Here is a 24294-nt window from a genome sequence, read left to right on the forward strand (position 1 = left end):
GAAACCTGATCGCTTAAAAATGTTCCTTAATGAAACGTTATTATCGAGACAGATGCCAAAATGAGAGCCTGAACAGGCTTTTTTTACTGCCATAGCGAATTTGTCGGTTCGCGCATTTTGACGGTAGCGCTTTTTTTTTCGCACAACGGCAGGAAACCCACGGGGAAGCGCGTTTTACGGCGTACAATTGTGTGAGAATGACCCGGACCTGGATCGCAAACCTGATGTTCCTCCATAATGAATGTTTCATCATGGAACGTAAATTTTGGACTGCGGTTTCGTTGTGGAACGAAATAGCAAAGCATTTTTTTGATCCGCACCCGCTCTAAAGTGATGTCTAACGCGCCGGCCCTGCTGATGCTTCTTGTTCCGAAAGGATAAGCAGAAGCGAGCAACGCCCGGCGCCATCATGGAAACGAGTTCAATGTGAGGGTGTAGAGAATGCTACAAGTTATTCAGTCTCCAGCAAAATATCTTCAAGGTCCTGATGCATCGGCGCTGTTCGGTCAATACGCTAAAAATCTAGCGGACAGTTTTTTTGTGATTGCCGATGATTTCGTGATGAAACTGGCGGGCGATAAAGTGCTTAACGGCCTGCATGAAAATGGTATCTCTTGCCATGCAGAACGCTTTAACGGCGAGTGCAGCCACGCGGAAATCAACCGTCTGGGTGCGCTCGCGAAACAAAAAGGCTGCAAAGGCGTGGTGGGGATCGGCGGTGGTAAAACCCTCGATACGGCGAAAGCCATCGGCTATTACCAGCACCTGCCGGTAGTGATTATCCCGACCATTGCCTCAACCGACGCGCCAACCAGTGCGCTGTCGGTCATCTATACCGAATCGGGCGAATTTGAAGAGTATCTGATTTACCCGAAAAACCCCGATATGGTGGTGATGGACACGGCGATTATTGCCAAAGCGCCGGTTCGTCTGCTGGTTTCCGGGATGGGCGATGCGCTGTCAACGTGGTTTGAAGCCAAAGCCTGCTACGACGCGCACGCGGTCAGCATGGCCGGTGGTCAGTCTACCGCTGCGGCGCTGAATCTGGCACGTCTGTGCTATGAAACTCTGCTGGCAGAAGGCGAAAAAGCCCGCCGCTCAGCGGAAGCCGGGGTGGTTACGATAGCGTTGGAGCGAATTATTGAAGCGAATACCTACCTAAGCGGCATTGGCTTTGAAAGCAGCGGCTTGGCGGCAGCGCACGCTATCCATAACGGTTTCACGATTCTGGAAGAGTGCCACCATTTGTATCACGGTGAAAAAGTGGCCTTCGGGACTTTAGCTCAGTTGGTACTGCAAAACAGTCCGATAGAAGAAATTGAAACCGTGCTGGGCTTCTGCCAGAAAGTTGGTCTGCCGGTGACTCTGGCCCAGATGGGCGTGAAAGACGGGATTGAAGCGAAAATCGCTGCGGTGGCAAAAGCGACCTGCGCGGAAGGTGAAACCATTCACAATATGCCGTTCCCGGTCACTCCAGACAGCGTGTATGGCGCCATCTTGACCGCCGATCGATTGGGCGCTGAATGGCTGGCCGCGAAGTAAGATTTCCCGCCGACCGTTGACCCGGTCGGCGTGCCACCTGTGTTGTGGTTTTCCCCCGGCGGGCTATTCCCGACGCCGGGGGTTGTTGCGTTTAGGATTTGCCGTTCGCGGCACTCACCCAAGGGAGTATGACCATGCAGAATCAGCGCGTCGAACCTACGTCGTCGTCGTTTATCGCGCCTTCCTGGCATCGCTGCGGCAAAATGATGCAGCGCGAGACTTGGACCACGCCGCACCAAGCGCAAGGGTTGACGTTTCAGTCGATAGGACGACGCAAAACGGCACTGCTGACCATCGGCCAGGCCGCGCTGGAAGACGCATGGGAATATATGGACGGCCGCCCTTGTGCGCTGTTTATTCTGGATGAGTCCGCCTGCCTTCTCACGCGCTGCGGCCACCCGGACACGCTTGCGCAGCTTGACGCGCTTGGTTTTCTGCCCGGAAGCTACTGCGCGGAAAGCATTATCGGCACCTGCGCGCTGTCGCTGGCCTCGCTGGTGGGACAGCCGATTAAAACGCTGGGAGAGCAGCATTTTAAGCAGGCGCTGTTCCCGTGGGCGTTTTGTTCGACACCTATCTTTGATAACCATGGCCGGCTGTCTGGCTCCATTGCCCTGTGCTGTCTTGCCGAGCAGGCGAGTGCGGCGGATTTATCGCTGACGCTGGCGATGGCCCGAGAAGTCGGGAATTCGTTGCTGACTGACAGCCTGCTGGCCGAATCGAATCGCCACCTTAACCAGATGTACGGCCTGCTGGAAAGTATGGATGACGGGGTGATGGCGTGGAACGAGCAGGGGATTTTGCAGTTTATTAATCCGCAAGCCGCGCGCCTGCTTCGCCTCGATGGCCAAGCAAGCCAGGGAAAAAATCTCGATGATTTGGTCACCCTTCCCGCGTTACTGCGCCGCGCCATCAAGCACGCGAGGCCACTGAGCCATGCGGAGGTGACCTTCGAAAGCCAGCACCAGTTTATCGATGCTGTGGTAACGCTCAAACCGATTGTCGAAGCACAGGGCACCAGCTTTATTCTCCTGCTGCACCCCGTTGAGCAGATGCGCCAACTGATGACCAGCCAATTGGGCAAAGTGAGTCACACCTTTGCCCAGATGTCGGCGGACGATCCGGAAACCCGCCGCGTGATCCACTTTGGCCGTCAGGCCGCGCGCGGCAGTTTCCCCATTTTAATCTGTGGCGAAGAAGGGGTCGGTAAAGAGCTTATCGCCCAGGCTGTGCATAATGAAAGCGAACGAGCGGCAGGGCCGTTTATTGCGGTGAACTGCCAGCTGTACGCGGATAACGCGCTGGGCGTCGATTTTATGGGCAGCAGCGCGACAGAGGAGGAGAACGGCCGTCTAAGCCGCCTCGAACTGGCCTCCGGTGGGACGCTGTTTCTGGAAAAAATCGAGTATCTGGCACCGGAACTGCAGTCGGTGCTGCTGCAGGTGATTAAGCAAGGCGTGGTAACGCGTCTCGATGCCCGGCGGCTGATTCCGGTGGATGTGAAAGTGATTGCCACCACCACCATGGATCTCGATAACCTGGTGGAACAAAACCGTTTTAGTCGTCAGCTTTATTATGCGCTGCACTCATTTGAAATTAGCATACCGCCACTGCGCGAGCGGCGTAACAGCATTCCTTCGCTGGTTCATAATCGGCTACGTACGCTGGAGCGGCGCTTTTCTTCACGGCTCAAGGTGGATGACGATGCGCTGGCGCGGCTGGTGGCTTACTCATGGCCAGGGAATGATTTTGAGCTGAACAGTATTATCGAAAATATTGCTATCAGCAGCGAACACGGCCACATTCGGCTGAGCAATCTTCCGGGCTGGCTGTTCAACGACCATCCTCGTACCGCAAGCAACAGCGCGGTGCTTCCTGCAGGGATGAGCATTTCGGCGATCGAAAAAGAAGCGATTATCCACGCCGCGCGGGTAACTCATGGTCGGGTACAGGAAATGTCGCATCTGCTCAATATTGGGCGAACTACTCTATGGCGCAAGCTGAAGCAGTTTGAGATAGACGTCAGCCAGTTTAAAAGGCGGAATCAGGAATAGCCGCTGCTTTATCAGCCGCGTGACTCAAAAAAAAGCCCGCATAGAATGCGGGCAAAAATACTGGAAGCAATGTGAGCAATGTCGTACCGAGTACCTGAGTGATTTACTCAACTATTCGGTAATGAGAAAGATAATAGTTCTCATCTAAGATATCAACCCTATCTTTTGTGTGAAAGGCATTTTTTTTATTCAACGAGGAAAACGGTTCGTTTCTGGCTGTTATCCAGCGGCCATGCGGCTGCGACATCGCGCAAATGCGCGGGAGTGGTGGCAAGGGTAAATCCACCAACGGCGGCCGCCGCCAGCATTTCGCCAGTGGCCTGCAAAAGTTCAGGCATGGTCAGGCTACCGATCCCGCTGCCCATGAGCTGTAATGGGGCCGAACGTAAAACGGCACCGTTAAGCGCGATATCTGCACCGGCAAGCGAACCGACCTGCACATAGCGAATTGGAGAATGGCCCGGGCTGCGTTTGGCGAGGATGGGCAGCAACAGCTCGGCGCTGTGTCCCCATAGATAATCGACGACCACATCAATCTGCTGGCTTGCCAGCGCCGCAAATTGTTCGCCGATCGTATTGTCATCCGCCGTCAACAGCACACAGGCATCAGCGCCTAAAGATGCCAGCACCTGCGGGTTACGTCCCGTGGCAATCACTTTCTTTGCGCCAAGATGACGTGCAATTTGCACGGCCAACTGCCCGGCGGTGCCGGTCGCGCCGTTAATCAACACCGTTTCGCCGGCTTGAAATGCCGCGCGTTTCACCAAAGCGGCCCATGCCGACATCCCGGGATTCGCCATGGCAGCAGCGGTCACATCATCTAAGGCATCGGGCAGGGGCAGACAGTGCTGCAATGCGACCGGGGCAAATTGTGCCATGCTGCCCCACGGTGCCTCAGGAAAAGCAAAATAGACCCGTTGTCCATTGGGCAAGGTTCCGGTTCCGTCGATGCCGACGCCAAACGGTAATCGCCCATCAAAGCTGTAATGTTTACCGCTGGCGCGGCTTTTCACCACGTGGCTGATAGCAGCGGCGCGCACGCTTACCAGCGTCTGCTGTTCGTTGGGCTGTGGGTCGGTAAAATCGGCCCAGACCGGCCCCTGAGCGAGGTCAAAGACCACGGCTGCTTTCATAATATTATCTCCATAAGGAATTTATGTGTAAAATGCACATATCAGATAACGGCACTATACACGGCTCAATAATATATGCAATATGCACATAATAATTATGACATCACTGAATTCCACGGTGCGCTGCTCGATATCATTGGCGTAATGAATCAACCGGCGCGTGACGACCAACTGCTGCAAACGGCGGGCGTTCAGCTCGATCAAATCCTTTTTCCACTGCTGGTGGCGATTGGTCGCTGTGGGCCAATCGGCGTGGTTGAACTGGCGGATAATCTGGGGCGTGACTACACCACCGTCAGCCGTCAGGTGAAAAAATTAGAAGCACAGTCGTTGGCGCACAAGCAGCCAAATGCGCAGGACCGGCGGATCAGTGAAGTGACCTTAAGCGAACGGGGAAGGGAGATTTATAATGCCATTGCGGTGGCTAGACAGACGCTGATGAATAAGGTGCTAGCAGGTTGGTCGCCGGAGGATGTGGAGGCGTTATTTCGCTTAACGCGTAAATACGCAGACAGTTTGCGACAAAAATAGGCCGTCTGAGGAGCCTCAGACGGCCTGAAGGTTATGCTGAACGGGTAGCGGCTTTCATGTTCTGCACAAATTGTGACAGCTCATCGAGCATCGCCTGTGGATTTTCCACATTGCGCTCAATGATTTTCACAATGGCAGAGCCGGAAATCGCCCCGGCGGCACCGGCGTCGATAGTCGCGCTGACCTGATCGGGCGTGGAAATACCAAAGCCCTGCAGTGGCGGCGCGGCGTTGTACTCAGCCAGCTTCTCAACCAGATGATGCAGCGGCAGCGCGGCGCGGCTTTCGGTACCGGTCACGCCTGCACGAGACAGCAGGTAGGTATAACCGTGGCCGTGCTGGGCAATCTGCTTAAGCAACTCTTCATCGGCGTTTGGCGGACAGATAAAGATAGGCGCGACGTTGTGACGCATCGCTGCCTGGCGGAACGGTGCGGACTCTTCTACCGGCACATCGGCGACTAGCACGGAATCGACGCCCACGCGCGCGCATTCAGCATAAAACTCATCGATACCGCGATTGAACACCAGGTTGGCATACATCAACAGGCCAATCGGAATGGTCGGGTGTTTTTGACGAATGGTTGCCAGCATTTCGAAACATTGCGTTGGGGTCACACCGGCGGCAAATGCGCGCAGGGTGGCGTTCTGGATTGTTGGGCCGTCGGCCAGCGGATCGGAGAACGGAATACCCAGCTCCAGCGCATCGGCACCGGCTTCAATCAGGGTGTCGATAATTTTCAGCGACTGGCCCGGATTCGGATCGCCCAAGGTCACGAAGGGAACGAACGCGCCTTCCTTGCGGGCCTTCAGTGTGGCAAATAGGTTGTCATAGCGTTCCATCAGATTTCCCCTCGCGCTTTCAGAATATCGTGTACTGTAAAGATGTCTTTGTCGCCGCGGCCGGAGAGGTTAACTACCAGCAGTTGCTCTTTTTCCGGGTTTTCGCGGATCATTTTTAAAGCGTGTGCCAGCGCATGCGAAGACTCCAGCGCCGGGATAATCCCCTCGTGGCGGCTGAGTTCTTTGAACGCATCCAGCGCTTCGTTATCGGTAATCGACACGTATTCCGCGCGGCCAATGCTGTTCAAATAGGCGTGCTGTGGCCCAACGGACGGGAAGTCCAGCCCGGCGGAGACAGAATAAGATTCCTCAATCTGGCCTTCATCGGTCTGCATCATTGGCGATTTCATACCGAAGTAGATGCCCACGCGACCGTGTTTCAACGGTGCGCCGTGCTCGCCGGTTTCGATACCGTGACCGCCAGGTTCAACGCCAATCAAGCCGACGCTGGTATCATCGATAAAATCAGCGAACATGCCGATGGCGTTAGAACCGCCGCCGACGCAGGCAATTACCGCATCCGGCAGACGGCCTTCTTTTTCACGGATTTGTGCTTTGGTCTCTTCACCAATCATGCGTTGGAATTCACGCACGATGGTCGGGAACGGGTGTGGACCTGCCGCAGTACCGAGCATATAGTGCGCGGTTTCGTAGCTGCCAGACCAGTCGCGCAGCGCCTCGTTACAGGCATCTTTTAAGGTTGCTGAACCGCTGTGTACTGCAATCACTTCGGCACCCATCAAACGCATACGGAACACGTTCGGTGACTGACGTTCGATATCTTTCGCGCCCATATAGATACGGCATTTTAAACCCAACAGGGCGCAGGCAAGCGCCGAGGCAACGCCATGCTGACCGGCGCCGGTTTCGGCGATGATCTCGGTTTTACCCATGCGCTTGGCTAACAGCGCCTGGCCCAATACCTGGTTGGTTTTGTGGGCGCCGCCGTGCAGCAGATCTTCACGCTTGAGATACAGCGTGGTTTTGCTGCCCGCCGTTAGGTTACGGCATTTGGTCAGCGCGGTAGGGCGACCGGCGTAGTTTTTCAGCAGGTCGGTAAACTCGGCTTGGAAGTCAGGATCCTTTTGCGCACTGACGAAAGCTTCTTCAAGCTGGCGCAGGGCAGGCATTAGGATTTGTGGAACGTACATTCCGCCAAATTCACCAAAATAGGGGTTCAGTAAAGTGCTCATTATTGCTCCTTAATATGCGCGCAGCGTTTGAAATGCCGAGGCCAGTTTGCTGGCATCTTTTATGCCCGGTTGTAACTCTACGCCCGAATTGAAATCCAGTCCGACGCAGCCGCTTTTGACGGCTTCTACGCAGTTATCTGCATTTAACCCACCGGCCAGAATCACGTTGCTAAGATCCTGACCTTGTAATAATGACCAGTCAAAACGCTGCCCAGAACCGCCCTGACCGTTGTCTAACACATATTTGTCGACGTGGCTCAGGTTGCGCGGTGGCAGGACGTCGCTGACGCTCAGCGCTTTCCAGATTTGAACGCTGGCGGGCAGTTCTGCACGCAGGTCGTTGATATAGGCTTGGTCTTCGTCGCCGTGCAGTTGAATGGCGCTAAGCTGCAGCGTGGTGGCGCGTTCGATAACCTCAGCAACCGGTGCGTTGCGGAATACGCCAACGTAGCTAAGCGGCGCGGCGTCAATCACCTCACGCGCTTGCGAAACGTTCACCGCCCGCGGCGAGGTAGGGACGAAAATGAGACCGCCATAAATCGCACCGGCTTCAAAAGCGGCCTGTGCATCCTGCGCACGGGTGAGCCCACAAACTTTGTTCTCGCCTAACAGCACACGACGGACGGCAGCATTAAGGTCGTCATGGGACATCATCGCCGAACCAATCAGGAAACCATTGGCAAAGTGGCTCAGTTCACGCACCTGGGCGTGAGTATTAATGCCGGACTCGCTGATCACCGTGACATCGCTCCCCAGACGCGGCGCCAGTTGGCGAGTGCGGTTAAGGTCGATGGAGAGATCGCGCAGGTCGCGGTTGTTGATACCGACCACTTTCGCCTTAAGCGCGATGGCGCGCTCGAGTTCTTCTTCGTTACTGACTTCGGTCAGCACGCCCATATTCAGGCTGTGCGCCACGGCCGCAAGCTGGCGATACTGTTCGTCATCAAGCACCGACAGCATCAGTAGGCAGGCGTCAGCCTGGTAGAAGCGCGCCAGATAAATCTGGTATGCATCAATAATAAAGTCTTTGCACAAGATAGGCTGTGGCGCTATCTGGCTGACGATGGGCAGGAAATCAAAGCTGCCCTGGAAGTATTTTTCGTCCGTCAGAACTGAAATGGCCGAGGCGTAGTGTTTATACACGTTGGCAATACGCGCCGGGTCGAAATCGTCACGGATCACCCCTTTCGATGGAGAGGCTTTTTTGCACTCCAGAATAAAGGCGGTGCGGGTGCCGCGCAGTGCGCCATAAAAGTCGCGCTGGCTGGGCTGCACGTCGTTTTGGAACGAGTCTAACGGTTGTTGCTGCTTACGGGCTTCGACCCAAATCGCTTTGTCGGCCACGATTTTCGCTAATACGGTCTGCATTTCTTATCCTCTTGCCGCTAGTGCGGTAACGCGGTCGTAGGCTGCACCACTGTGCAGAACATCAAGTACCTGCTGGACGTTGGCCTTCAGGTCTTCGTGACCGTAAAGACGCATTAACATGGCGACGTTCACCGCCACGGCTGACTCGTGCGCGGTCTCACCTTTACCTTGTAATAAGCGCGTCAGAATGTCACGGTTTTCTTCCGGCGTGCCGCCGGCAAGCTCGGCCTGGTGATAAGGCTTGAGACCGAAGTCTTCCGCAGTCAGCTGATAGCTTTTAATTTCACCGTTGTGCAGTTCGGCAACGACCGTTGGTGCGTGCAAAGACACTTCATCCATGCCGCCGCTGTGCACCACTGCCGCACGTTCGTAACCGAGTACGCGCAGCGTTTCGGCAATCGGCAGCACCAATTCCGGGCTGTACACGCCAATCAACGCCAGCGGCGGGTGCGCCGGGTTAATCAACGGCCCCAGCACGTTGAACAAGGTGCGTGTTTTCAGCTGTTGGCGAACTGGCATCGCGTGGCGGAAACCGGTGTGATACTTCGGCGCGAACAGGAAACATACGCCCAGTTCATCGAGCGCCTGACGGGATTTGTCGGCGTTCATATCGAGGTTGATGCCGAACGCCGCCAGCAGGTCGGAAGAGCCTGACTTACTGGATACGCTACGGTTGCCGTGCTTAGCCACTTTCAGTCCACAGGCCGCGGCCACGAAGGCGCTGGCAGTGGAGATGTTGATGCTGTTACTGCCGTCGCCACCGGTGCCGACGATATCGGCAAACGGATAGTCAGGGCGCGGGAACGGCGCGGCGTTTTCCAACAGCGCGGTTGCGGCACCGGCAATTTCGTTCGGGCTTTCGCCGCGAATTTTCATGCTAACCAGCGCGGCAGCGAGCTGCTCTGGTTTCACTTCACCGCGCACCACGGCGGAGAATAGCTGGTGGCTTTCTTGTTGAGTCAGGATTTGCGCCTGATACAGTTTTTCCAAAATTGGCTGCAGGGTGTTGCTCTGCTCGAGTTTCTGCAGCGCCCATGCCAGCGTTTGTTCGAGCAAGCGCGCACCTTGGGTGGTGAGAATGGACTCCGGATGGAACTGGAAGCCGCAGACGCGATCCGCATCGTGACGAACCGCCATCACCATGCCGTTGAAGTTAGCATTGATGGTTAAACCGGCCGGAATATTGCTGCCAACCAGCGAGTGATAACGCGCGACCGGCAGCGGATTGCTCAAACCGTCGAACATCGCTTGGCCGTCGTGCTCAATGCTGGAGGCTTTACCATGCAGGATTTCGCCCGCCTGACCCACGTAACCGCCGTAGGCTTCAACAATCGCCTGATGACCCAGACAGATGCCGATAATCGGCAGTTTGCCGCGCATACGGGTCAGTAGTTCAGGCATACAGCCCGCTTCAGAGGGCGCGCCAGGGCCAGGAGACAGCATCAGCACCGGATTATCCATTGTTGCCAGGCGTTCAATTAAGGTCTGTGCCGGTACGTGGTTACGGTAAATCACCACATTGTGTCCACTAGCGCGCAGCTGATCTGCCAGGTTGTAGGTAAAAGAGTCGATATTATCGAGCAGCAGAATGTCAGCCATCAGAAAATCTCCTGTGCATGATGGGCAGTGGCGATGGCGCGCAGAACGGCACGAGCTTTATTACGGGTTTCATCGGCTTCAGATTGCGGAACGGAATCCAGCACCACGCCGGCGCCGGCCTGCACGGTGGCAATGCCGTTTTCGACAAACGCTGAGCGGATAACGATGCAGGTATCTAGGTCGCCGTGGGCGGTGAAATAACCCACCGCACCGCCGTAGCTACCGCGACGCTTGCCTTCCGCCGCGGCGATAAGCTGCATGGCGCGCACTTTCGGCGCTCCGCTGAGGGTCCCCATGTTCATGCAGGCGCGGTAGGCGTGCAGAACATCGAGATCTTTACGCAGTTCGCCGACCACGCGGGAAACCAAATGCATCACGAAGGAGTAGCGATCCACTTTAGTCAGGTCGGCAACATAGCGACTGCCAGCGGTGCAGATTCGCGCAAGGTCATTACGAGCCAAATCGACCAGCATTAAATGTTCGGAAAGCTCTTTATGGTCGGTGCGCATCTCAAGCTCAATGCGGCTGTCCAGATCGCGGTCCAAAGTGCCGTCAGCACGACGACCGCGCGGACGGGTACCGGCAATCGGATAGATTTCAATCTGGCGATTGGTGGCATCGTACTTCAGTGAACTCTCTGGTGATGCGCCAAACAGGGTGAAATCGTTGTCCTGCATAAAGAACATGTAGGGGCTTGGATTACTCTTTTTCAGCACATCATAAGCCGCCAGCGGTGATGGGCAGGGCAGGGAGAAACGGCGCGATGGCACCACTTGGAAAATTTCTCCGGCGCGAATCGCTTTTTGCATTTTGCGCACCACATCGCCGTACTCTTCATCGCTCTGATTACATTCGCAGCGCATCTCTTTGATTTCGCGTACCGGCAGCGCCATTGGCGGCTCGTTCAACTGCTGACGAACATCGGCAATGCGCTGCAGCAGACGATCTTTTTCCGCCTCAGAAGGGGTAAACAGGCTGGCCTGAATGCGTGTATTTTTGGTCTGGTGATCGATAACCAGCAGGGTTTCTGCCAGGTAGAAGCAGTAATCCGGGCAGGCGTTATCGCTTTCAAGCTGCGGTAAATCTTCAAAACCTGCGACCAGGTCGTAGGCGAACAGCCCGCCGAAGAACATGGCTTCGCGTTCGTCTTGCGGCACTACAACCAGTTCTTGCATCAGACGAAAGGCGTCGAATACCGACAAAGAGCACAGACGCGCATCTTCATCGAGCAGATTGCTGACCGCCGGGAAATGCAGGATGCGGCAGTTTGGCTGGCGTTCATTTTCCACGCCGGAAGGCAGCGCGGCGTCAAGCAGCGGTAGCAGGGAAGCGCCGTTATCAGATAGCGCTTGAATAGTGACCGTGTCGCCCAATGCGGTGATGCGCAGCGCGCTATCAACCAGCAGCAGGCTTTTTAAATCGTTCTTGCTATCGATATCCGCTGACTCAAGCAGCAGCGTTGCCGGGCGCGCACCGCACAACTGGTGAAACAGCGCGGTTGGGTTCTCACGGTAAATTGCGTCACTGGTCAGAAGCTCGAGCAGGGGTTTTTGTGTTTGCATCGTTATTCTCGCCTGATTTCTTAATCTTTTTTGCTTAATAAAAAGCCCGCTCATTGGCGGGCTGGGTATCTGTTTGCTTATCGCAGACGTGATGACTCCGCCCTACTGGGAAGTACGCCACCAACCGCCGTGCAGAGCAATCATTTTACGTTTCATTTTCAGATACCTTGACTAAGTGAACTTGCGTACTAGTTAACTAGTTCGAGAAAGCAAAGTCAACCCCTGATTTTAGAAATCGACGTTATACCGCTATGATAGGGCGCGAAACATGATGAGCAGTAAAACGGGAGCGGTTTTGAGCGACACCAATTATGCAGTGATTTACGACCTTCACAGCCACACGACCGCCTCAGATGGCCGCCTGACACCGGAAGAACTGGTGCACCGAGCGGGTGAAATGCGGGTAGGGACGCTGGCGATTACCGATCACGATACCGTCGATGCGATCCCCCGAGCGCAGGCAGAAATTGCGCGAGCAGGCTTGGCGCTGCAGCTTATTACGGGCGTTGAGATTTCAACGCAGTGGGAGAACCACGAGATTCATATCGTTGGGCTGAATATTGATATTGAAAGCCCGGCGCTTACCGCGTTGTTAAGCGCGCAGATTGCGCGCCGCCAGCAGCGCGGGCAGATGATTGCCGAGCGGTTGGAAAAAGCCCATATCCCTGGCGCTTGGGAAGCAGCGCTTAAAATGGCTGATGGCGGTGCGGTGACCCGTGGTCATTTTGCCCGTTTTCTCGTTGAACAGGGCAAGGCATCGAATATTGCTGATGTGTTTAAAAAATATCTCGCACGGGGGAAAACCGGTTACGTTCCTCCGCAGTGGTGTACAATAAAGGAAGCTATTGATGTCATTCATCATTCGGGTGGGGTAGCGGTCGTTGCTCACCCGGGGCGGTACGATTTGTCCGCCAAGTGGCTGAAAAGATTGCTGGCACACTTTAGTGAACACGGCGGCGACGCGATGGAAGTCTCCCAGTGCCAGCAGGCGCCTCACGAGCGTACTCAGCTTGCCACCTATGCCCGCGATTACAATTTACTGGCATCTCAGGGTTCTGATTTTCATCAGCCCTGCCCGTGGATTGAACTGGGCCGTAAACTGTGGTTACCCGCAGGCGTCGAGGGAGTTTGGCAGCGCTGGGAGCAGCCGCAGAATTCAATTGAGAGGGAAGCATGAGTCAGTTTTTTTATATCCATCCGGATAACCCACAGGCGCGTCTGATTAACCAGGCGGTCGAAATCGTGCGTAAGGGCGGCGTCATCGTCTATCCAACCGATTCCGGCTATGCGCTGGGCTGTAAAATCGAAGATAAAGGGGCGATGGAGCGAATTTGCCGTATCCGTCATCTGCCAGATGGCCACAACTTTACGTTGATGTGTCGCGATCTGTCCGAGCTGTCCACCTATTCTTACGTGGATAACGTGGCGTTTCGTTTAATCAAAAACAATACGCCGGGCAATTACACCTTCATTTTGAAGGGAACCAAAGACGTGCCGCGTCGCCTGCTGCAGGAAAAGCGCAAAACGATCGGCATGCGCGTGCCGTCTAACCCGATTGCCCAAGCGCTACTGGAGACGTTGGGTGAGCCGATGCTCTCAACCTCGCTGATGCTGCCGGGCAGTGAATTTACCGAGTCCGATCCGGAAGAGATTAAAGACCGCCTAGAGAAGCAGGTGGATCTGATAATCCACGGCGGCTATCTCGGCCAGCAGCCAACTACGGTGGTTGATCTTACCGAAGACTCACCGGTCGTTATCCGCGAAGGCGTGGGTGACGTGAAACCTTTCTTATAAAATCCCCGGCCCGGCAGTTTTGCCGGGCTTTTTTTATCTCAACGCGCGGATTTGTTCCAGCATCCATTGCTGCGCTGGGTCCTGTCCACCGATGGCACGGTAGTAGACCTTCAGCGTGTACGGCGGAATAGGGAAAGGCGGGGCGTGTACGGCAAGTTGATGCGTGTCGAACAACTGATGCACACCGCGGCGAGGCAGGGTAATGGCGAGGTCGGTCTGGCCGACAATAAACGGCGCTGACATGACGCTTGGCAGCTCCACGACCGTCTTTCGGCGGATCTGCTGGGCTGCGAGGTAGCTGTCGATAGGGCGATGATGCTCGTTCCACGGGCTGACTACCACGTGACCAAGCTGCAAATACGTTTCTGTTGTCAGTGGTTTATCCGCCAGCGGATGATCTTTACGCATCGCGACCACATAATCGTCGGTAAACAGTTCAAGTGACGCCAGCCCAGGTCGCGGCTGTACGCTGCCTTCTTCAAAGCCAACGGCAAAATTCACCCGTCCGGTCAGAATCTCTTCCAGCGCGTCGTATTCACGAGAGTAAACAATTCTAGTGCGGATCTCCGGCGCTAGCGTCTGCAACCGGGCGATAAATTCCGGGAAGAAAACGGCGGCGGTATAGTCGGTGGCAGCGAAGGTCAATGTCTGGCTGCTGGTTGCCGGATCGAAACGCGCAATCTGACTTAGCTCACCGTTGAGCGCGCCTAATGTGCTGGAGACCACAGGATACAGCGAGTTGGCTTTCGGCGTCGGCTGCATTTGGCTGCCCTGACGAATAAACAGCGGATCGTTCAGCGAGCTACGCAGGCGCGCCAATGCGTGACTCAATGCCGATGGGCTCATCGCTAATTCATCTGCCGCACCTGTTACGCTACGGTGGCGGTACAGTGCATCGAACACTAACAGCAAATTAAGGTCGAGAAGACGAAGGTTGTGATGCATGATATTCATTTTGTCTGTGAAGAGAATGCAGTAACTTCATATCATGATGGCGTTAAAATAGCGACCATCAACTGATAATGCCCTTTGGAGGCACTGTGCAACACGTTACTTTCCGTCAGGCCACGCCGTCTGATACTGACCGCTGTTATGAAATTGAATCCGCGGCTTATCCGGCTGATGAAGCAGCAACCCAGGAAAAAATCGCCCTGCGTATCGCCCGCTACCCGCAGGGGTTTTTATGTATGGAACAAGACGGCGAAATCATCGGCTTTATCAACGCAGGCTGTGCGTGGGAGGTGGTGATGTCGGATGAAGACTTTAAAGAACTGATAGGTCATGATCCGGCGGCGCCAAACGCGGTCATTATGTCAGTCGTGCTGCATCCGGCGCATCAGGGAAAAGGATTGTCGACCCCGATGATGCAAGCGTTTATCGAACACATGCGCGAGCAGGGCAAAACCGCCATTTATCTGATGTGTAAAGCGCAGTATCAACCATTGTACAAGCGTTTTGGTTATCAGTTTATTAAGCGCTCTGATTCAACCCACGGCGGTGAAGAGTGGTTTGAAATGATGCAAACGCTTTAATGGCTATACCTGCTTTTTGACAACTTCCTTTTAGCGCGACGGTACTACGAGGAGAAAAGGGCAGGAACAAGCTGCCCTTTTCTCCTAAAATTCGTGTACTATGTGCGGTCACAATTCTGGGTGGATGGCCTGCGTTGTTTTGAAACGCCGCTATTTGCCTGCTTATGCAGTCCGGTGCCTATTCCCGCGCTGCTAATAAAGTCTGTAAGACGCCTGTGAAGGCGACACCTGAAGGAAGCTCAATGAGCGATAAAAGCGAAAAACTGCAAAAAGTGCTGGCGCGTGCTGGCCACGGCTCCCGTCGTGAAATTGAAACGATTATCGAAGCGGGCCGCGTGAGCGTCGATGGCAAAATCGCCAAGCTGGGCGATCGTGTTGAAGTGATCCCTGGCCTCAAAATTCGTATCGACGGACATCTGATCTCAGTAAAAGAATCCGTAGAACAAATCTGTCGCGTGCTGGCGTACTACAAGCCGGAAGGCGAGCTGTGTACCCGTAACGACCCGGAAGGGCGTCCAACCGTCTTTGATCGTCTGCCAAAACTGCGCGGCGCGCGTTGGATTGCTGTCGGTCGTCTGGACGTGAACACCTGTGGTCTGCTGCTGTTCACCACCGACGGTGAGCTAGCAAACCGTCTGATGCACCCAAGCCGTGAAGTTGAACGTGAATACGCGGTGCGCGTATTCGGTGAAGTGGACGACAATAAAGTGCGTCAGCTCTCTCGCGGCGTACAGCTTGAAGATGGCCCAGCAGCCTTCAAAACCATCAAGTTCAGCGGCGGTGAAGGTATTAACCAGTGGTACAACGTGACACTGACCGAGGGTCGTAACCGTGAAGTCCGTCGTCTGTGGGAAGCGGTTGGCGTGCAGGTTAGCCGTCTGATTCGCGTTCGCTACGGCGACATTCAGCTGCCAAAAGGTCTGCCGCGCGGCGGCTATACGGAGCTGGATTTGGCGCAGACCAACTACCTGCGTAAGTTGGTTGAAATGCCTGCGGAAACCACGTCAAAAGTGGCGGTGGAAAAAGACCGTCGCCGCATGAAGGCGAACCAGATCCGTCGTGCTGTGAAACGCCACAGCACCACCGGCACCAGCACCGGTAACAACAACAACCGTCGTTCCAGCACCCGCAACAGCGGTAAAGCGTAATGACGTAGGTTCCGGCGGGCCCCCGCCGGAACCTGAATTTTGAATATCCTCTCTATTCTCCTGTGATGTCTTTCACATTTTGCGATAAAGACAAAAAACAGGAATTTCTTGGACAAATAACGCAAAGTGATAAATTAACCAACGCCATATACTGTTGCCACAGATTACGAAAAAGGTAGCCCGAAATGGATACAACAAAAAAACTCTCGGCAAGCTATGTGGTTATCGGTGTTAAAGAAAAAATAGGTTATGGGCTAGGTGATTTAGCCTCCAACTTGTCTTTTGGTTTTGTTTCTTTATTTCTGCTGTTCTTCTATACCAATATTTATGGCATTAGCGCCGTTCAAGCGAGTTTGATATTTGTTATCGCCCGGGTAATTGATGCTATTTTTAATATCCTGATAGGCTTTGCCATTGATAAAACCCACAGTCGCTACGGAAAACTGCGGCCGTGGTTGCTGTATGGTTCCATTCCGCTAGGCTTTTTGACGGTCCTGTGCTTTGTGCCTTTCGGCGGCGAGATGAAATTCTATTTTGCCCTGATTTCCTACACCGTTTACTGCCTTGCCTATACTGCAGTGAATACGCCATATTCAGCGTTAACCAACCGCCTTACCCAGCATGAAGCCTCGCGCTCCTCGCTGTCGGTCTACCGTTTTGTACTGGCTATCGTCGGCTATCTCATCGTGTCGACCAGCGCAGATTTACTGATTTCACCGTTTAATGATAAACAGTTAGGTTACGTTTTTGCCGTCTCCTGCTTTGCTATGTTAGCGACTTTCTTGTTCCTCGCTTGTTTTGGTATGACGCGCGAACGGGTGGGGGCGCAGGAGGATACGCCAGCACCGACGCTGCGTGAAATGCTTCGTGCGGTAATGGGTAACGCACCGCTGATTAACCTGTCGTTATTTACCGTATTTTTCTATATTGCCTATACCGTATGGATGGCGATCGCCATTTACTTTATTAAATACATTATTGGCGATGAAGGTTTCACCGCGTCCTTCTTTATGATCCAATCTGCAGCCTATATTTTCGGTACCGTTGTCTCCGAAAAATTCATCGCTGTAATGGGCAAGAAAAAAATGGTGCTAGTGGCGCTGTTAATTGGTGTACTGGGTGTATTAATGCAGTATTTTGTGGCCGGCAATAATATCTGGCTGATAATGAGCGGGGTTTGCCTCTTCAGTATTACCCTAGGGATGGGATTCGTCGCCATGTGGTCGATGATTGCCGACACCGTAGAATATGCCGAATGGCATCACGGGGTACGTTCTGAAGGTGCTATTTACGGTTTCTTTAACTTTATCACCAAACTAGCCATGGCCATTGGCGGCGGCTGCGCGGGATGGATGCTGGATTACTATCACTACGATGCGGGCGATATTAGCGCCAGTGCATTAGGCGGGATCAATATTCTGATGACCTTGTTCCCAGGCGCGATGTTTGTCATCGGCGCTATCTTTATCGCCGCCTATTCGCTGGACGAAAAAACCTACCGTGACATTGTGCAGAAAATCAGCCTGCGTAAACAGCGTGCGCTTTAAACTCAAGGAGTCGAGATATGAATCGTGATTTTAGCAGCCTTATTGCCGCGATGAGCGCGGAAGAGAAAGTGACCTTACTCACCGGCAGCGGTTTATGGCGCACGGCGAAACTTCCACAACACGGCATTGACGATATCGTCATGACCGACGGAACCTACGGCGTACGCTACAGCAGCGCGCAAATTGATGGTCGCGAAAAATGGAGTATGGATGACTTCATTTCGGTTATTACCCAAACGGCTGACCGGGCAAACGCTGAGGAACCGGCGGAAAAAGGGGGTTCCGAGGCATTGTTTAGCGCTTCGCTGCCGGCAACCTGTTTCCCCAACGGTTCAAGCCTCGCCTGTAGTTGGGATATCGATTTGGTTTATCAGATGGGGCAGGCGCTGGGGCGAGAGTGCCAGCATATGGGCGTCGGTATTTTGTTGGGGCCTGGGATCAATATTCGCCGTACGCCGCTGGCCGGCCGTGGCTATGAATACTATGCCGAAGATCCGGTTGTCAGCGGTGATATTGCCGCAGCGCTTATCAACGGATTGCAGGATGAGGGCGTCGGCGCCAGCCTGAAGCACTTTGCGGCGAACAACTCCGAGTATCGGCGTACCGAAATGGACTCCATTATTGAAGAACGAGCGCTGCGTGAAATCTATTTGTCCGGCTTTGAGCGTGCGATTAAGAAATCCCAGCCGTGGACGGTGATGTCTTCGTATAACCGATTGAACGGCGTACAAACGTCGCAGGACCCGTTCTTACTCACGCAGATCCTGCGCGACGAATGGGGCTATGACGGGCTGGTGATGTCTGACTGGTACGGCATTAAAGATCGTCCGGCCTCGCTGCTGGCGGGTAACGACCTCGCTATGCCGGAAACCCGACGCGACAAGCAGACGCTGCTGGCCGCCATTGAGGCCGGAGACGTTTCGCCGGAGGTCGTCGACCAAGCCTGCCACCGAATGCTGACGCTACTGGATAAAGTGCAGCGTCATCGTCGCCCGCAAACACAGGCGGATTTCCCCGCGCACCATGCGCTCTCTCAGCACTTGGCGGCAGAATCCATCGTGCTGCTAAAAAATGAAGGTAACCTGTTGCCGCTAAACCCGGAAAAAACGCGCCGTATTGCCGTGTTGGGCAAACCGGCTCAGGAACCGGTTATTCAAGGGTCGGGCTGTGCCACAACGGTGCCTTATTTGCTTGACCGTCCGCTGGACGAGATATTTGATCTCGCCGGTAATGATTTCAGCGTAACCTGGGCGGAAGGCACGCCGGACGATCTTAATTGCGACGAGCAGGCGTTGTTGGAAGCGCGGGCGGTGGCACAGGACGCGGATGTGGCGGTTATCTTTGTCAGCACCGCTGTGGGGGAAGACGGCGAGAATGGCGACCGCCAGGACCTCAATATCCTCGCGGTGCATGAACGGCTTATCCGTGAAGTGGCTGCAGTCCAGCCGAATGTGGTGGTGGTGCTGGCGAATAGCGATGCGGTAGTAATGCCATGGTTGGGAGAATGCAAAGCGCTGCTGGAGACCTTCTTTGCCGGACAAGGGATGGGCCGGGCGGTGGCGGAGATCCTCTTTGGCGTGCGCAACCCTTGTGGCAAATTAACGGTCACGGTGCCTAACACGCTGGAAGAAACCCCTGCTTGGCTGAACTATCCCGGTGAGAATTTGCGTCATCATTATGGTGAAGGGCTATTCGTCGGCTATCGCTATTATGACAAACGCCGTTTGGAGCCGCTGTTCCCATTCGGTTTTGGCCTAAGCTATAGCCAATTTAGCTACGCGAATCTGCAGTCATCGGCCACCCGAGTTGGCGACAACGACTCGCTAACGTTCACCTTTGATCTGACTAACAGCGGGCAGCGCGAGGGTAAAGAGGTGGTCCAGCTGTATGTGAGTGCGCCAAACGGTGAATTGATCCGCGAAGTGCAGGCGCTGAAAGCGTTCACCAAAGTCACGCTCGCTGCGGGCGAAACGCGTCAGGTCAGCCTACAACTGTCGACCGCCGAACTGGCCTGCTATCATCCAGGGCTGGCCGATTGGGTGGTGACGCCGGGCAAGTGGCAGATTCATATCGGCAGCTCCTCGCGCTGTCTGCCGCTGCACGCTGAAATCATGGTTGATTGCCCCGTGCGGTACGTGCCGCTGCGCGATGATAACTCGCTACAGCAGCTGATTCAGCAGCCGGAGGCTTTCTCTCGCGTCATCGCGCTCATTGCGGCGAAAAGCCCTTTGGCACCGGACACCATTCGCGAGAAATTGACGCGTCTTGCCCCAGATATGTTCTGTGGCTTGTTCATTGCGCTTACCGAGTTTCTGGCGTTGGACATTGACCGCGATGAACTCAATGCGGTGCTGTCCGGGCGGCAATAAAGGTTAACCACAGGAGAACGCACGTGTTTCCATTTTCCGTGACTCACCCACGTCAGGCGATGCAGAGCGGGCCGCATACGGTAAACAGCGGCTACGAGCTGATTGCCTTTGACGCGGAGAAGCTGAACGTGTTTGCCGCAGAGGTTCGCTACTGCGAGCCTCACTGGCATCCTGCGCCAGAGCTTATCACGGTGCTGAGCGGGCGTTTTTCAATGGTTGTAGGCCAGCAGAGCATTGACCTAGCGTGCGGGGAGATGCTCTATATCAACGCTGAAGAGGTTCATTCGCTGAACGCAGAGGAAAGCGGGAGTCAACTGTTGACGGTTCAGTTTTCGCCGGGGTTATTTGATGAGCTGCATCCCGCGCCGTCCCTGCAATGGCGCACGCATGCGCGGCAAAGTACCGATAGTGAGGGCCACGTTGCGCAACGGCTGATGAATTTACTGGCGCTACTTATCGACAATCGAGCGCCGTTTCAGCGGATTGCGGCGATTTATATGCTGCTGGATGCGCTGGTCTCGGCCGGAGAACCGACGCTACGGGAGGAAAACTCGCTGCGTGAAGAGGCGATGATTAAAGAAGGCATCGACTATATCAATCAACACTTCGACCAGCCGCTGACGCTCGGCGACGTCGCACGCCATGCGGGGATGAGCTACTCGTGGTTCTCACGGTTATTTAAAAAGGTGAGTCGGCATAACTTTAAAGAGTACCTGACGCTGGTACGGCTTAATAAAGCGCGCACCTTACTTCGCGACACTCGGACGCCGATTACCGATATTAGCCACAGCTGCGGATTTCAGGAGCACAAATACCTAATAGCTGCCTTCAATAAGTACTGTGGGTTGACGCCGACTGAGTACCGCAAACGTTATATTTCCCGACAGAACGTGGTTGAAAGCGAACTGGCGCTGGGGGAGGACTGTCTGTGCCTGCCACTCAATCACCAGTTGCTCGCGCGTTTAGCGTTTAATAATCAATCCCAATCTGTGCCTTAATACCGGCTTCAAACGCGTGTTTTACCGGACGCAGCTCGCTGACCGTATCGGCGTATTCGAGAATATCCCGATGGCAGCCGCGGCCGGTGATGATCACCGTCTGATGTTGCGGGCGTTTTTTTAACGCCGTTAGGACTTCCTCAAGCGGCAAATAATCGTAGGCCACCATATAGGTCAGCTCGTCGAGCAGTACCATATCCAGCGTCTCGTCGGCCAACATACGTTTAGCGTGCTCCCAAACCGCCAGACAGGCCTCGGTATCGCTTTCTCGGTTCTGGGTATCCCAAGTAAAACCGGTCGCCATCACCTGAAATTCGACGCCAAGTGGCTCCAGCAGATTACGCTCGCCGTTAGGCCAGGTTCCCTTAATAAACTGGATAACGCCGACGTTATGTCCATGGCCTACGGCTCGCGTCGCGGTGCCAAAAGCGGCGGTGGTTTTGCCTTTACCATTACCGGTAAAAACAATCACAATTCCACGGGTGTCTTGGGCTGCGGCGACGCGGGCTGCAACGCGCTCTTTCACGCGCTGCTGGCGCTCACGGTAACGTTCATCACTCATTGGGCAATTCCTGGTTTACGCCCGGGCTGGGCATCAAAAGTCATACCGGTTTTACGGCGGCTGTCGTCGCCCATTAGCCAGAGATAAAGCGGCATAATATCAGCGGGGGTTTTCAGCTTTAATGCATCTTCTGTAGGGAACGCGCTGGCACGCATTTTGGTGCGTGTTCCACCTGGATTGATGCAGTTAACCCGTAAATGGCGATTTTTATACTCTTCTGCCAGCACTTGCATCATGCCTTCGGTGGCAAACTTGGACACCGCATAGGCTCCCCAGTTTGCTCGGCCCTCACGGCCAACGCTTGACGAGGTAAACACCAGCGAACCGGATTCGGATTGCAGCAACAGAGGCAATAGGGCCTGGGTGAGCATAAAGGTGCCGTTGACGTTCACCTGCATTACCTGTTGCCAGACGTCAGGATCCTGTTCCTCCATCGGCACAACGTCGCCCAAAAGCCCGGCGTTATGCAGCACGCCGTCAAGGCGCGGATAATGGAGGCTGATTTGTTGGGCCAGTTTCTGACAGTCCTGCGGCGTGCAGGTGAGGAGGTCTAGCGTGTACCAGCGGGCGGGTATTGCGCCCATTTGGTGAATTTCTTCGGCCACGGCGCGCAGTTTTTCCTCGCTGCGGCCAAGCAAAATGACGCTGGCGCCGTGGCGCGCGTAGGTCACAGCGGCTTCTTGACCAATACCATCACTGGCACCGGTCACCAGAATGATACGGTTTTGCAACAAGTCGAGCTGGGGCTGATAGTGCACGGTGACTCCTTATGGCTTCTGAACGCCATATTTTATGTACTTTTCATGGCTTTTGGGCTTTATGCCTGAATATGCGCGCCATTTCAATCAGCGAGCAGGAGAGACAACGGCTAATTAACAATTTGCAATGATTTCATCAGCAAAAAAGTAATCTGGAACTCGGCTCGAGGGTTAATACTGCTGTCGAGACGTGCTGGACGCGGTGTTGTACACTTAGCGGCAGATTCTGTGATTTTTGTACAAGGTGGATGTGTGGAATTACTTTTTCAATATGGTCTGTTTCTGGCGAAAATCGTCACGGTTGTCGTCGCCATTGCCGTCATTGCGGTGCTCATTATTAATTTGACTCAGCGTAAGCGCCAGCGCGGCGAGCTGAGGATCACTAACCTCAGCGAACAGCACAAAGAGATGCAGGAAGATTTAGCGGTCGCTTTGCTCGACGGGCCGCAGCAAAAAATCTGGCACAAAGCGCAAAAGAAAAAGCTGAAGCTGGAAGCGAAAGCGGCAAAAACCAAAGCCAAGCAGGGCGAAATGGACACCAGCCACAAGCCGCGCGTATGGGTTATTGATTTTAAAGGCAGCATGGACGCCCACGAGGTCTCCTCACTGCGTGAAGAGATCACCGCCGTGCTGACGGTGGCAACCCCGCAAGATCAGGTGGTGGTGCGTCTGGAAAGCCCCGGCGGCGTGGTGCACGGCTATGGCTTGGCAGCCTCTCAGCTGCAGCGTATCCGCGATAAGCAGATCCCACTGACGGTTGCAGTCGATAAAGTGGCGGCCAGCGGCGGTTACATGATGGCCTGTGTGGCGAATAAAATTGTCGCCGCGCCGTTTGCTATTCTTGGGTCAATCGGGGTGGTTGCTCAGATCCCGAACCTGAACCGTTTCCTGAAAAATAAAGACATCGATATCGAACTGCATACCGCCGGGCAGTACAAACGTACCCTGACGATGTTGGGGGAGAATACCGAAGAAGGGCGGCAGAAGTTTCGCGAAGAGCTGAATGAAACGCATCACCTGTTTAAAGATTTCGTTAAAGAGATGCGTCCATCGCTGGATATCGACCAGGTTGCCACCGGTGAACACTGGTATGGCTCTCAGGCGCAAGAAAAAGGGCTGGTGGATGAAGTGGGCACCAGCGACGAGCTGCTTCTGGGGCTGATGGAAGGCCGCGACGTCATTAACGTGCGTTTTATGCAGCGTAAGAAAATGATGGACCGTTTTACCGGCAGTGCGGCGGAAAGCGCCGATAAGCTGATGATGCGCTGGTGGCAGCGCGGGCAAAAACCGCTGCTGTAATATAAGAAGGCCCGGTAAACCTGACGGTTACCGGGCCACTTCAAGCGGACCGAGGGCGAGCCTGACGGTCAGTCAACCAGGTGATATTTCTCAGACAGCTGGTGGGCAAGATACTTGAACATATTAAAAACAGCCGTGCTCTTAGGCGTCGGCAGTCCCTGTTCATCAAGGTAATATTCACCGCTGAATACCAGCACGCCGTTGCGCTGTTCTACGCCAGTGGCTTCAATTCCCGCTAAAGTATCTTCATGCTCACGAATGAGTCTGTTTGCTTCAATAAGCAGTGTCTGACGATCGATTGGTTGGCTAGTATCTGACATATTCAACTCCTCAAATTTGCTGCGCTAGTTTACGCCGGGTGTTGATTTCGGGCAAATTTTCCCGACGTTTACTAGGGAGATAGATTTTACCTCAGAGTTGGCATGATGGGTGATTGCATGCTAATAAAGTTGCGTAACGAATTT

21 protein-coding genes and 1 other annotated feature are annotated in these 24294 nt (G+C 54.4%); of the genes, 11 read left to right on the forward strand and 10 right to left on the reverse strand.

Features of this window, described 5'->3' with window-relative positions; translation table 11 throughout:
- The first annotated feature begins 441 nt into the window (after positions 1-441).
- Positions 442-1542: a glycerol dehydrogenase gene (locus AB4K05_RS07605; RefSeq protein WP_368479383.1), complete on the forward strand. Its 1101-nt coding sequence runs from the start codon at positions 442-444 to the stop codon at positions 1540-1542.
- A 128-nt stretch (positions 1543-1670) separates the two neighbouring features.
- A complete protein-coding gene (gene dhaR / locus AB4K05_RS07610) occupies positions 1671-3596 on the forward strand; it encodes a dihydroxyacetone kinase operon transcriptional regulator DhaR (protein WP_368479384.1) in 1926 nt (641 codons plus the stop codon).
- A 185-nt stretch (positions 3597-3781) separates the two neighbouring features.
- On the opposite strand, the gene AB4K05_RS07615 is transcribed toward dhaR, so the two are convergent.
- Positions 3782-4729 (reverse strand): zinc-binding alcohol dehydrogenase family protein, encoded by a 948-nt coding sequence (locus AB4K05_RS07615; RefSeq protein ID WP_368479385.1) that lies wholly within the window; start codon positions 4727-4729, stop codon positions 3782-3784.
- Between the two features lie 75 nt (positions 4730-4804).
- On the opposite strand from AB4K05_RS07615, the gene AB4K05_RS07620 reads away from it, so the two are divergent.
- A complete protein-coding gene (locus AB4K05_RS07620; RefSeq protein ID WP_368479386.1) occupies positions 4805-5260 on the forward strand; it encodes a MarR family winged helix-turn-helix transcriptional regulator in 456 nt (151 codons plus the stop codon).
- A gap of 31 nt (positions 5261-5291) precedes the next feature.
- Here AB4K05_RS07620 and trpA read toward each other — a convergent pair whose 3' ends face one another.
- From trpA to AB4K05_RS07645, 5 genes are read right to left on the reverse strand one after another with little or no spacing between them, the layout of a single operon-like run.
- The gene (gene trpA, locus AB4K05_RS07625) at positions 5292-6101 is read right to left on the reverse strand and encodes a tryptophan synthase subunit alpha (RefSeq protein WP_368479387.1); all 810 of its coding nucleotides are present in this window, start codon (positions 6099-6101) and stop codon (positions 5292-5294) included.
- Positions 6101-7294: a tryptophan synthase subunit beta gene (gene trpB / locus AB4K05_RS07630; protein ID WP_368479388.1), complete on the reverse strand. Its 1194-nt coding sequence runs from the start codon at positions 7292-7294 to the stop codon at positions 6101-6103. The genes trpA and trpB overlap by 1 nt, the downstream gene beginning before the upstream one ends.
- A gap of 9 nt (positions 7295-7303) precedes the next feature.
- A complete protein-coding gene (gene trpCF, locus AB4K05_RS07635) occupies positions 7304-8662 on the reverse strand; it encodes a bifunctional indole-3-glycerol-phosphate synthase TrpC/phosphoribosylanthranilate isomerase TrpF (protein ID WP_368479389.1) in 1359 nt (452 codons plus the stop codon).
- Between the two features lie 3 nt (positions 8663-8665).
- On the reverse strand, positions 8666-10261 hold the full coding sequence (gene trpD / locus AB4K05_RS07640) for a bifunctional anthranilate synthase glutamate amidotransferase component TrpG/anthranilate phosphoribosyltransferase TrpD (protein ID WP_368479390.1): 1596 nt from the start codon (positions 10259-10261) through the stop codon (positions 8666-8668).
- Positions 10261-11823: an anthranilate synthase component 1 gene (locus AB4K05_RS07645; RefSeq protein ID WP_368479391.1), complete on the reverse strand. Its 1563-nt coding sequence runs from the start codon at positions 11821-11823 to the stop codon at positions 10261-10263. Before AB4K05_RS07645 ends, trpD begins: the two co-directional genes overlap by 1 nt.
- 36 nt (positions 11824-11859) lie before the next feature.
- Positions 11860-11952, reverse strand: a sequence feature (Trp leader region).
- A 166-nt stretch (positions 11953-12118) separates the two neighbouring features.
- Here AB4K05_RS07645 and rnm point away from each other — a divergent pair.
- Complete coding sequence (gene rnm, locus AB4K05_RS07650) at positions 12119-13000, forward strand: RNase AM (RefSeq protein ID WP_368479719.1); 882 nt, start codon at positions 12119-12121, stop codon at positions 12998-13000.
- Complete coding sequence (locus AB4K05_RS07655) at positions 12997-13617, forward strand: L-threonylcarbamoyladenylate synthase (RefSeq protein ID WP_368479392.1); 621 nt, start codon at positions 12997-12999, stop codon at positions 13615-13617. The genes rnm and AB4K05_RS07655 overlap by 4 nt, the downstream gene beginning before the upstream one ends.
- Positions 13618-13650: 33 nt before the next feature.
- Here AB4K05_RS07655 and AB4K05_RS07660 read toward each other — a convergent pair whose 3' ends face one another.
- Entirely contained in the window at positions 13651-14562 is a 912-nt protein-coding gene (locus AB4K05_RS07660) for a LysR family transcriptional regulator (protein WP_368479393.1), read from the reverse strand.
- Positions 14563-14657: 95 nt separating this feature from the next.
- On the opposite strand from AB4K05_RS07660, the gene AB4K05_RS07665 reads away from it, so the two are divergent.
- The 5 genes from AB4K05_RS07665 (at position 14658) to AB4K05_RS07685 (ending at position 21211) form a co-directional block, all read left to right on the forward strand.
- Positions 14658-15149, forward strand: a complete 492-nt coding sequence (locus tag AB4K05_RS07665; RefSeq protein ID WP_368479394.1) for a GNAT family N-acetyltransferase — start codon at positions 14658-14660, stop codon at positions 15147-15149.
- Positions 15150-15391: 242 nt separating this feature from the next.
- The gene (gene rluB / locus AB4K05_RS07670; RefSeq protein WP_368479395.1) at positions 15392-16297 is read left to right on the forward strand and encodes a 23S rRNA pseudouridine(2605) synthase RluB; all 906 of its coding nucleotides are present in this window, start codon (positions 15392-15394) and stop codon (positions 16295-16297) included.
- Between the two features lie 185 nt (positions 16298-16482).
- Positions 16483-17844, forward strand: coding sequence for an MFS transporter (locus AB4K05_RS07675; RefSeq protein ID WP_368479396.1), 1362 nt, complete (start codon positions 16483-16485; stop codon positions 17842-17844).
- 17 nt (positions 17845-17861) lie between these two features.
- Positions 17862-20213: a glycoside hydrolase family 3 C-terminal domain-containing protein gene (locus AB4K05_RS07680; RefSeq protein ID WP_368479397.1), complete on the forward strand. Its 2352-nt coding sequence runs from the start codon at positions 17862-17864 to the stop codon at positions 20211-20213.
- 23 nt (positions 20214-20236) lie between these two features.
- On the forward strand, positions 20237-21211 hold the full coding sequence (locus tag AB4K05_RS07685; RefSeq protein WP_368479398.1) for a helix-turn-helix domain-containing protein: 975 nt from the start codon (positions 20237-20239) through the stop codon (positions 21209-21211).
- Here AB4K05_RS07685 and cobO read toward each other — a convergent pair.
- Positions 21183-21773 carry a cob(I)yrinic acid a,c-diamide adenosyltransferase gene (cobO, locus tag AB4K05_RS07690; protein WP_368479399.1) on the reverse strand — a complete coding sequence of 197 codons (591 nt, stop codon included), beginning with the start codon at positions 21771-21773 and terminating at the stop codon, positions 21183-21185. The genes AB4K05_RS07685 and cobO overlap by 29 nt on opposite strands.
- The gene (locus tag AB4K05_RS07695; protein WP_368479400.1) at positions 21770-22531 is read right to left on the reverse strand and encodes a YciK family oxidoreductase; all 762 of its coding nucleotides are present in this window, start codon (positions 22529-22531) and stop codon (positions 21770-21772) included. Before AB4K05_RS07695 ends, cobO begins: the two co-directional genes overlap by 4 nt.
- 252 nt (positions 22532-22783) lie before the next feature.
- On the opposite strand from AB4K05_RS07695, the gene sohB reads away from it, so the two are divergent.
- Positions 22784-23830, forward strand: coding sequence for a protease SohB (gene sohB, locus AB4K05_RS07700; protein ID WP_368479401.1), 1047 nt, complete (start codon positions 22784-22786; stop codon positions 23828-23830).
- Between the two features lie 68 nt (positions 23831-23898).
- Here the strand turns inward: sohB and AB4K05_RS07705 are convergent, their stop codons facing one another.
- The gene (locus AB4K05_RS07705) at positions 23899-24150 is read right to left on the reverse strand and encodes a YciN family protein (protein ID WP_368479402.1); all 252 of its coding nucleotides are present in this window, start codon (positions 24148-24150) and stop codon (positions 23899-23901) included.
- Positions 24151-24294: the final 144 nt, after the last annotated feature.

Source organism: Kluyvera sp. STS39-E (assembly GCF_040932435.1).
In the GTDB taxonomy this organism is placed as follows: domain Bacteria; phylum Pseudomonadota; class Gammaproteobacteria; order Enterobacterales; family Enterobacteriaceae; genus Kluyvera.

Bases quoted from the DNA above. Each gene is read 5' to 3' on its own strand.
- AB4K05_RS07605 (WP_368479383.1), top strand. From the start codon at position 442: ATGCTACAAGTTATTCAGTCTCCAGCAAAATATCTTCAAGGTCCTGAT.
- dhaR (WP_368479384.1), top strand. From the start codon at position 1,671: ATGACCATGCAGAATCAGCGCGTCGAACCTACGTCGTCGTCGTTTATC.
- AB4K05_RS07615 (WP_368479385.1), bottom strand. From the start codon at position 4,729: ATGAAAGCAGCCGTGGTCTTTGACCTCGCTCAGGGGCCGGTCTGGGCC.
- AB4K05_RS07620 (WP_368479386.1), top strand. From the start codon at position 4,805: ATGCAATATGCACATAATAATTATGACATCACTGAATTCCACGGTGCG.
- trpA (WP_368479387.1), bottom strand. From the start codon at position 6,101: ATGGAACGCTATGACAACCTATTTGCCACACTGAAGGCCCGCAAGGAA.
- trpB (WP_368479388.1), bottom strand. From the start codon at position 7,294: ATGAGCACTTTACTGAACCCCTATTTTGGTGAATTTGGCGGAATGTAC.
- trpCF (WP_368479389.1), bottom strand. From the start codon at position 8,662: ATGCAGACCGTATTAGCGAAAATCGTGGCCGACAAAGCGATTTGGGTC.
- trpD (WP_368479390.1), bottom strand. From the start codon at position 10,261: ATGGCTGACATTCTGCTGCTCGATAATATCGACTCTTTTACCTACAAC.
- AB4K05_RS07645 (WP_368479391.1), bottom strand. From the start codon at position 11,823: ATGCAAACACAAAAACCCCTGCTCGAGCTTCTGACCAGTGACGCAATT.
- AB4K05_RS07655 (WP_368479392.1), top strand. From the start codon at position 12,997: ATGAGTCAGTTTTTTTATATCCATCCGGATAACCCACAGGCGCGTCTG.
- AB4K05_RS07660 (WP_368479393.1), bottom strand. From the start codon at position 14,562: ATGCATCACAACCTTCGTCTTCTCGACCTTAATTTGCTGTTAGTGTTC.
- rluB (WP_368479395.1), top strand. From the start codon at position 15,392: ATGAGCGATAAAAGCGAAAAACTGCAAAAAGTGCTGGCGCGTGCTGGC.
- AB4K05_RS07675 (WP_368479396.1), top strand. From the start codon at position 16,483: ATGGATACAACAAAAAAACTCTCGGCAAGCTATGTGGTTATCGGTGTT.
- AB4K05_RS07680 (WP_368479397.1), top strand. From the start codon at position 17,862: ATGAATCGTGATTTTAGCAGCCTTATTGCCGCGATGAGCGCGGAAGAG.
- cobO (WP_368479399.1), bottom strand. From the start codon at position 21,773: ATGAGTGATGAACGTTACCGTGAGCGCCAGCAGCGCGTGAAAGAGCGC.
- AB4K05_RS07705 (WP_368479402.1), bottom strand. From the start codon at position 24,150: ATGTCAGATACTAGCCAACCAATCGATCGTCAGACACTGCTTATTGAA.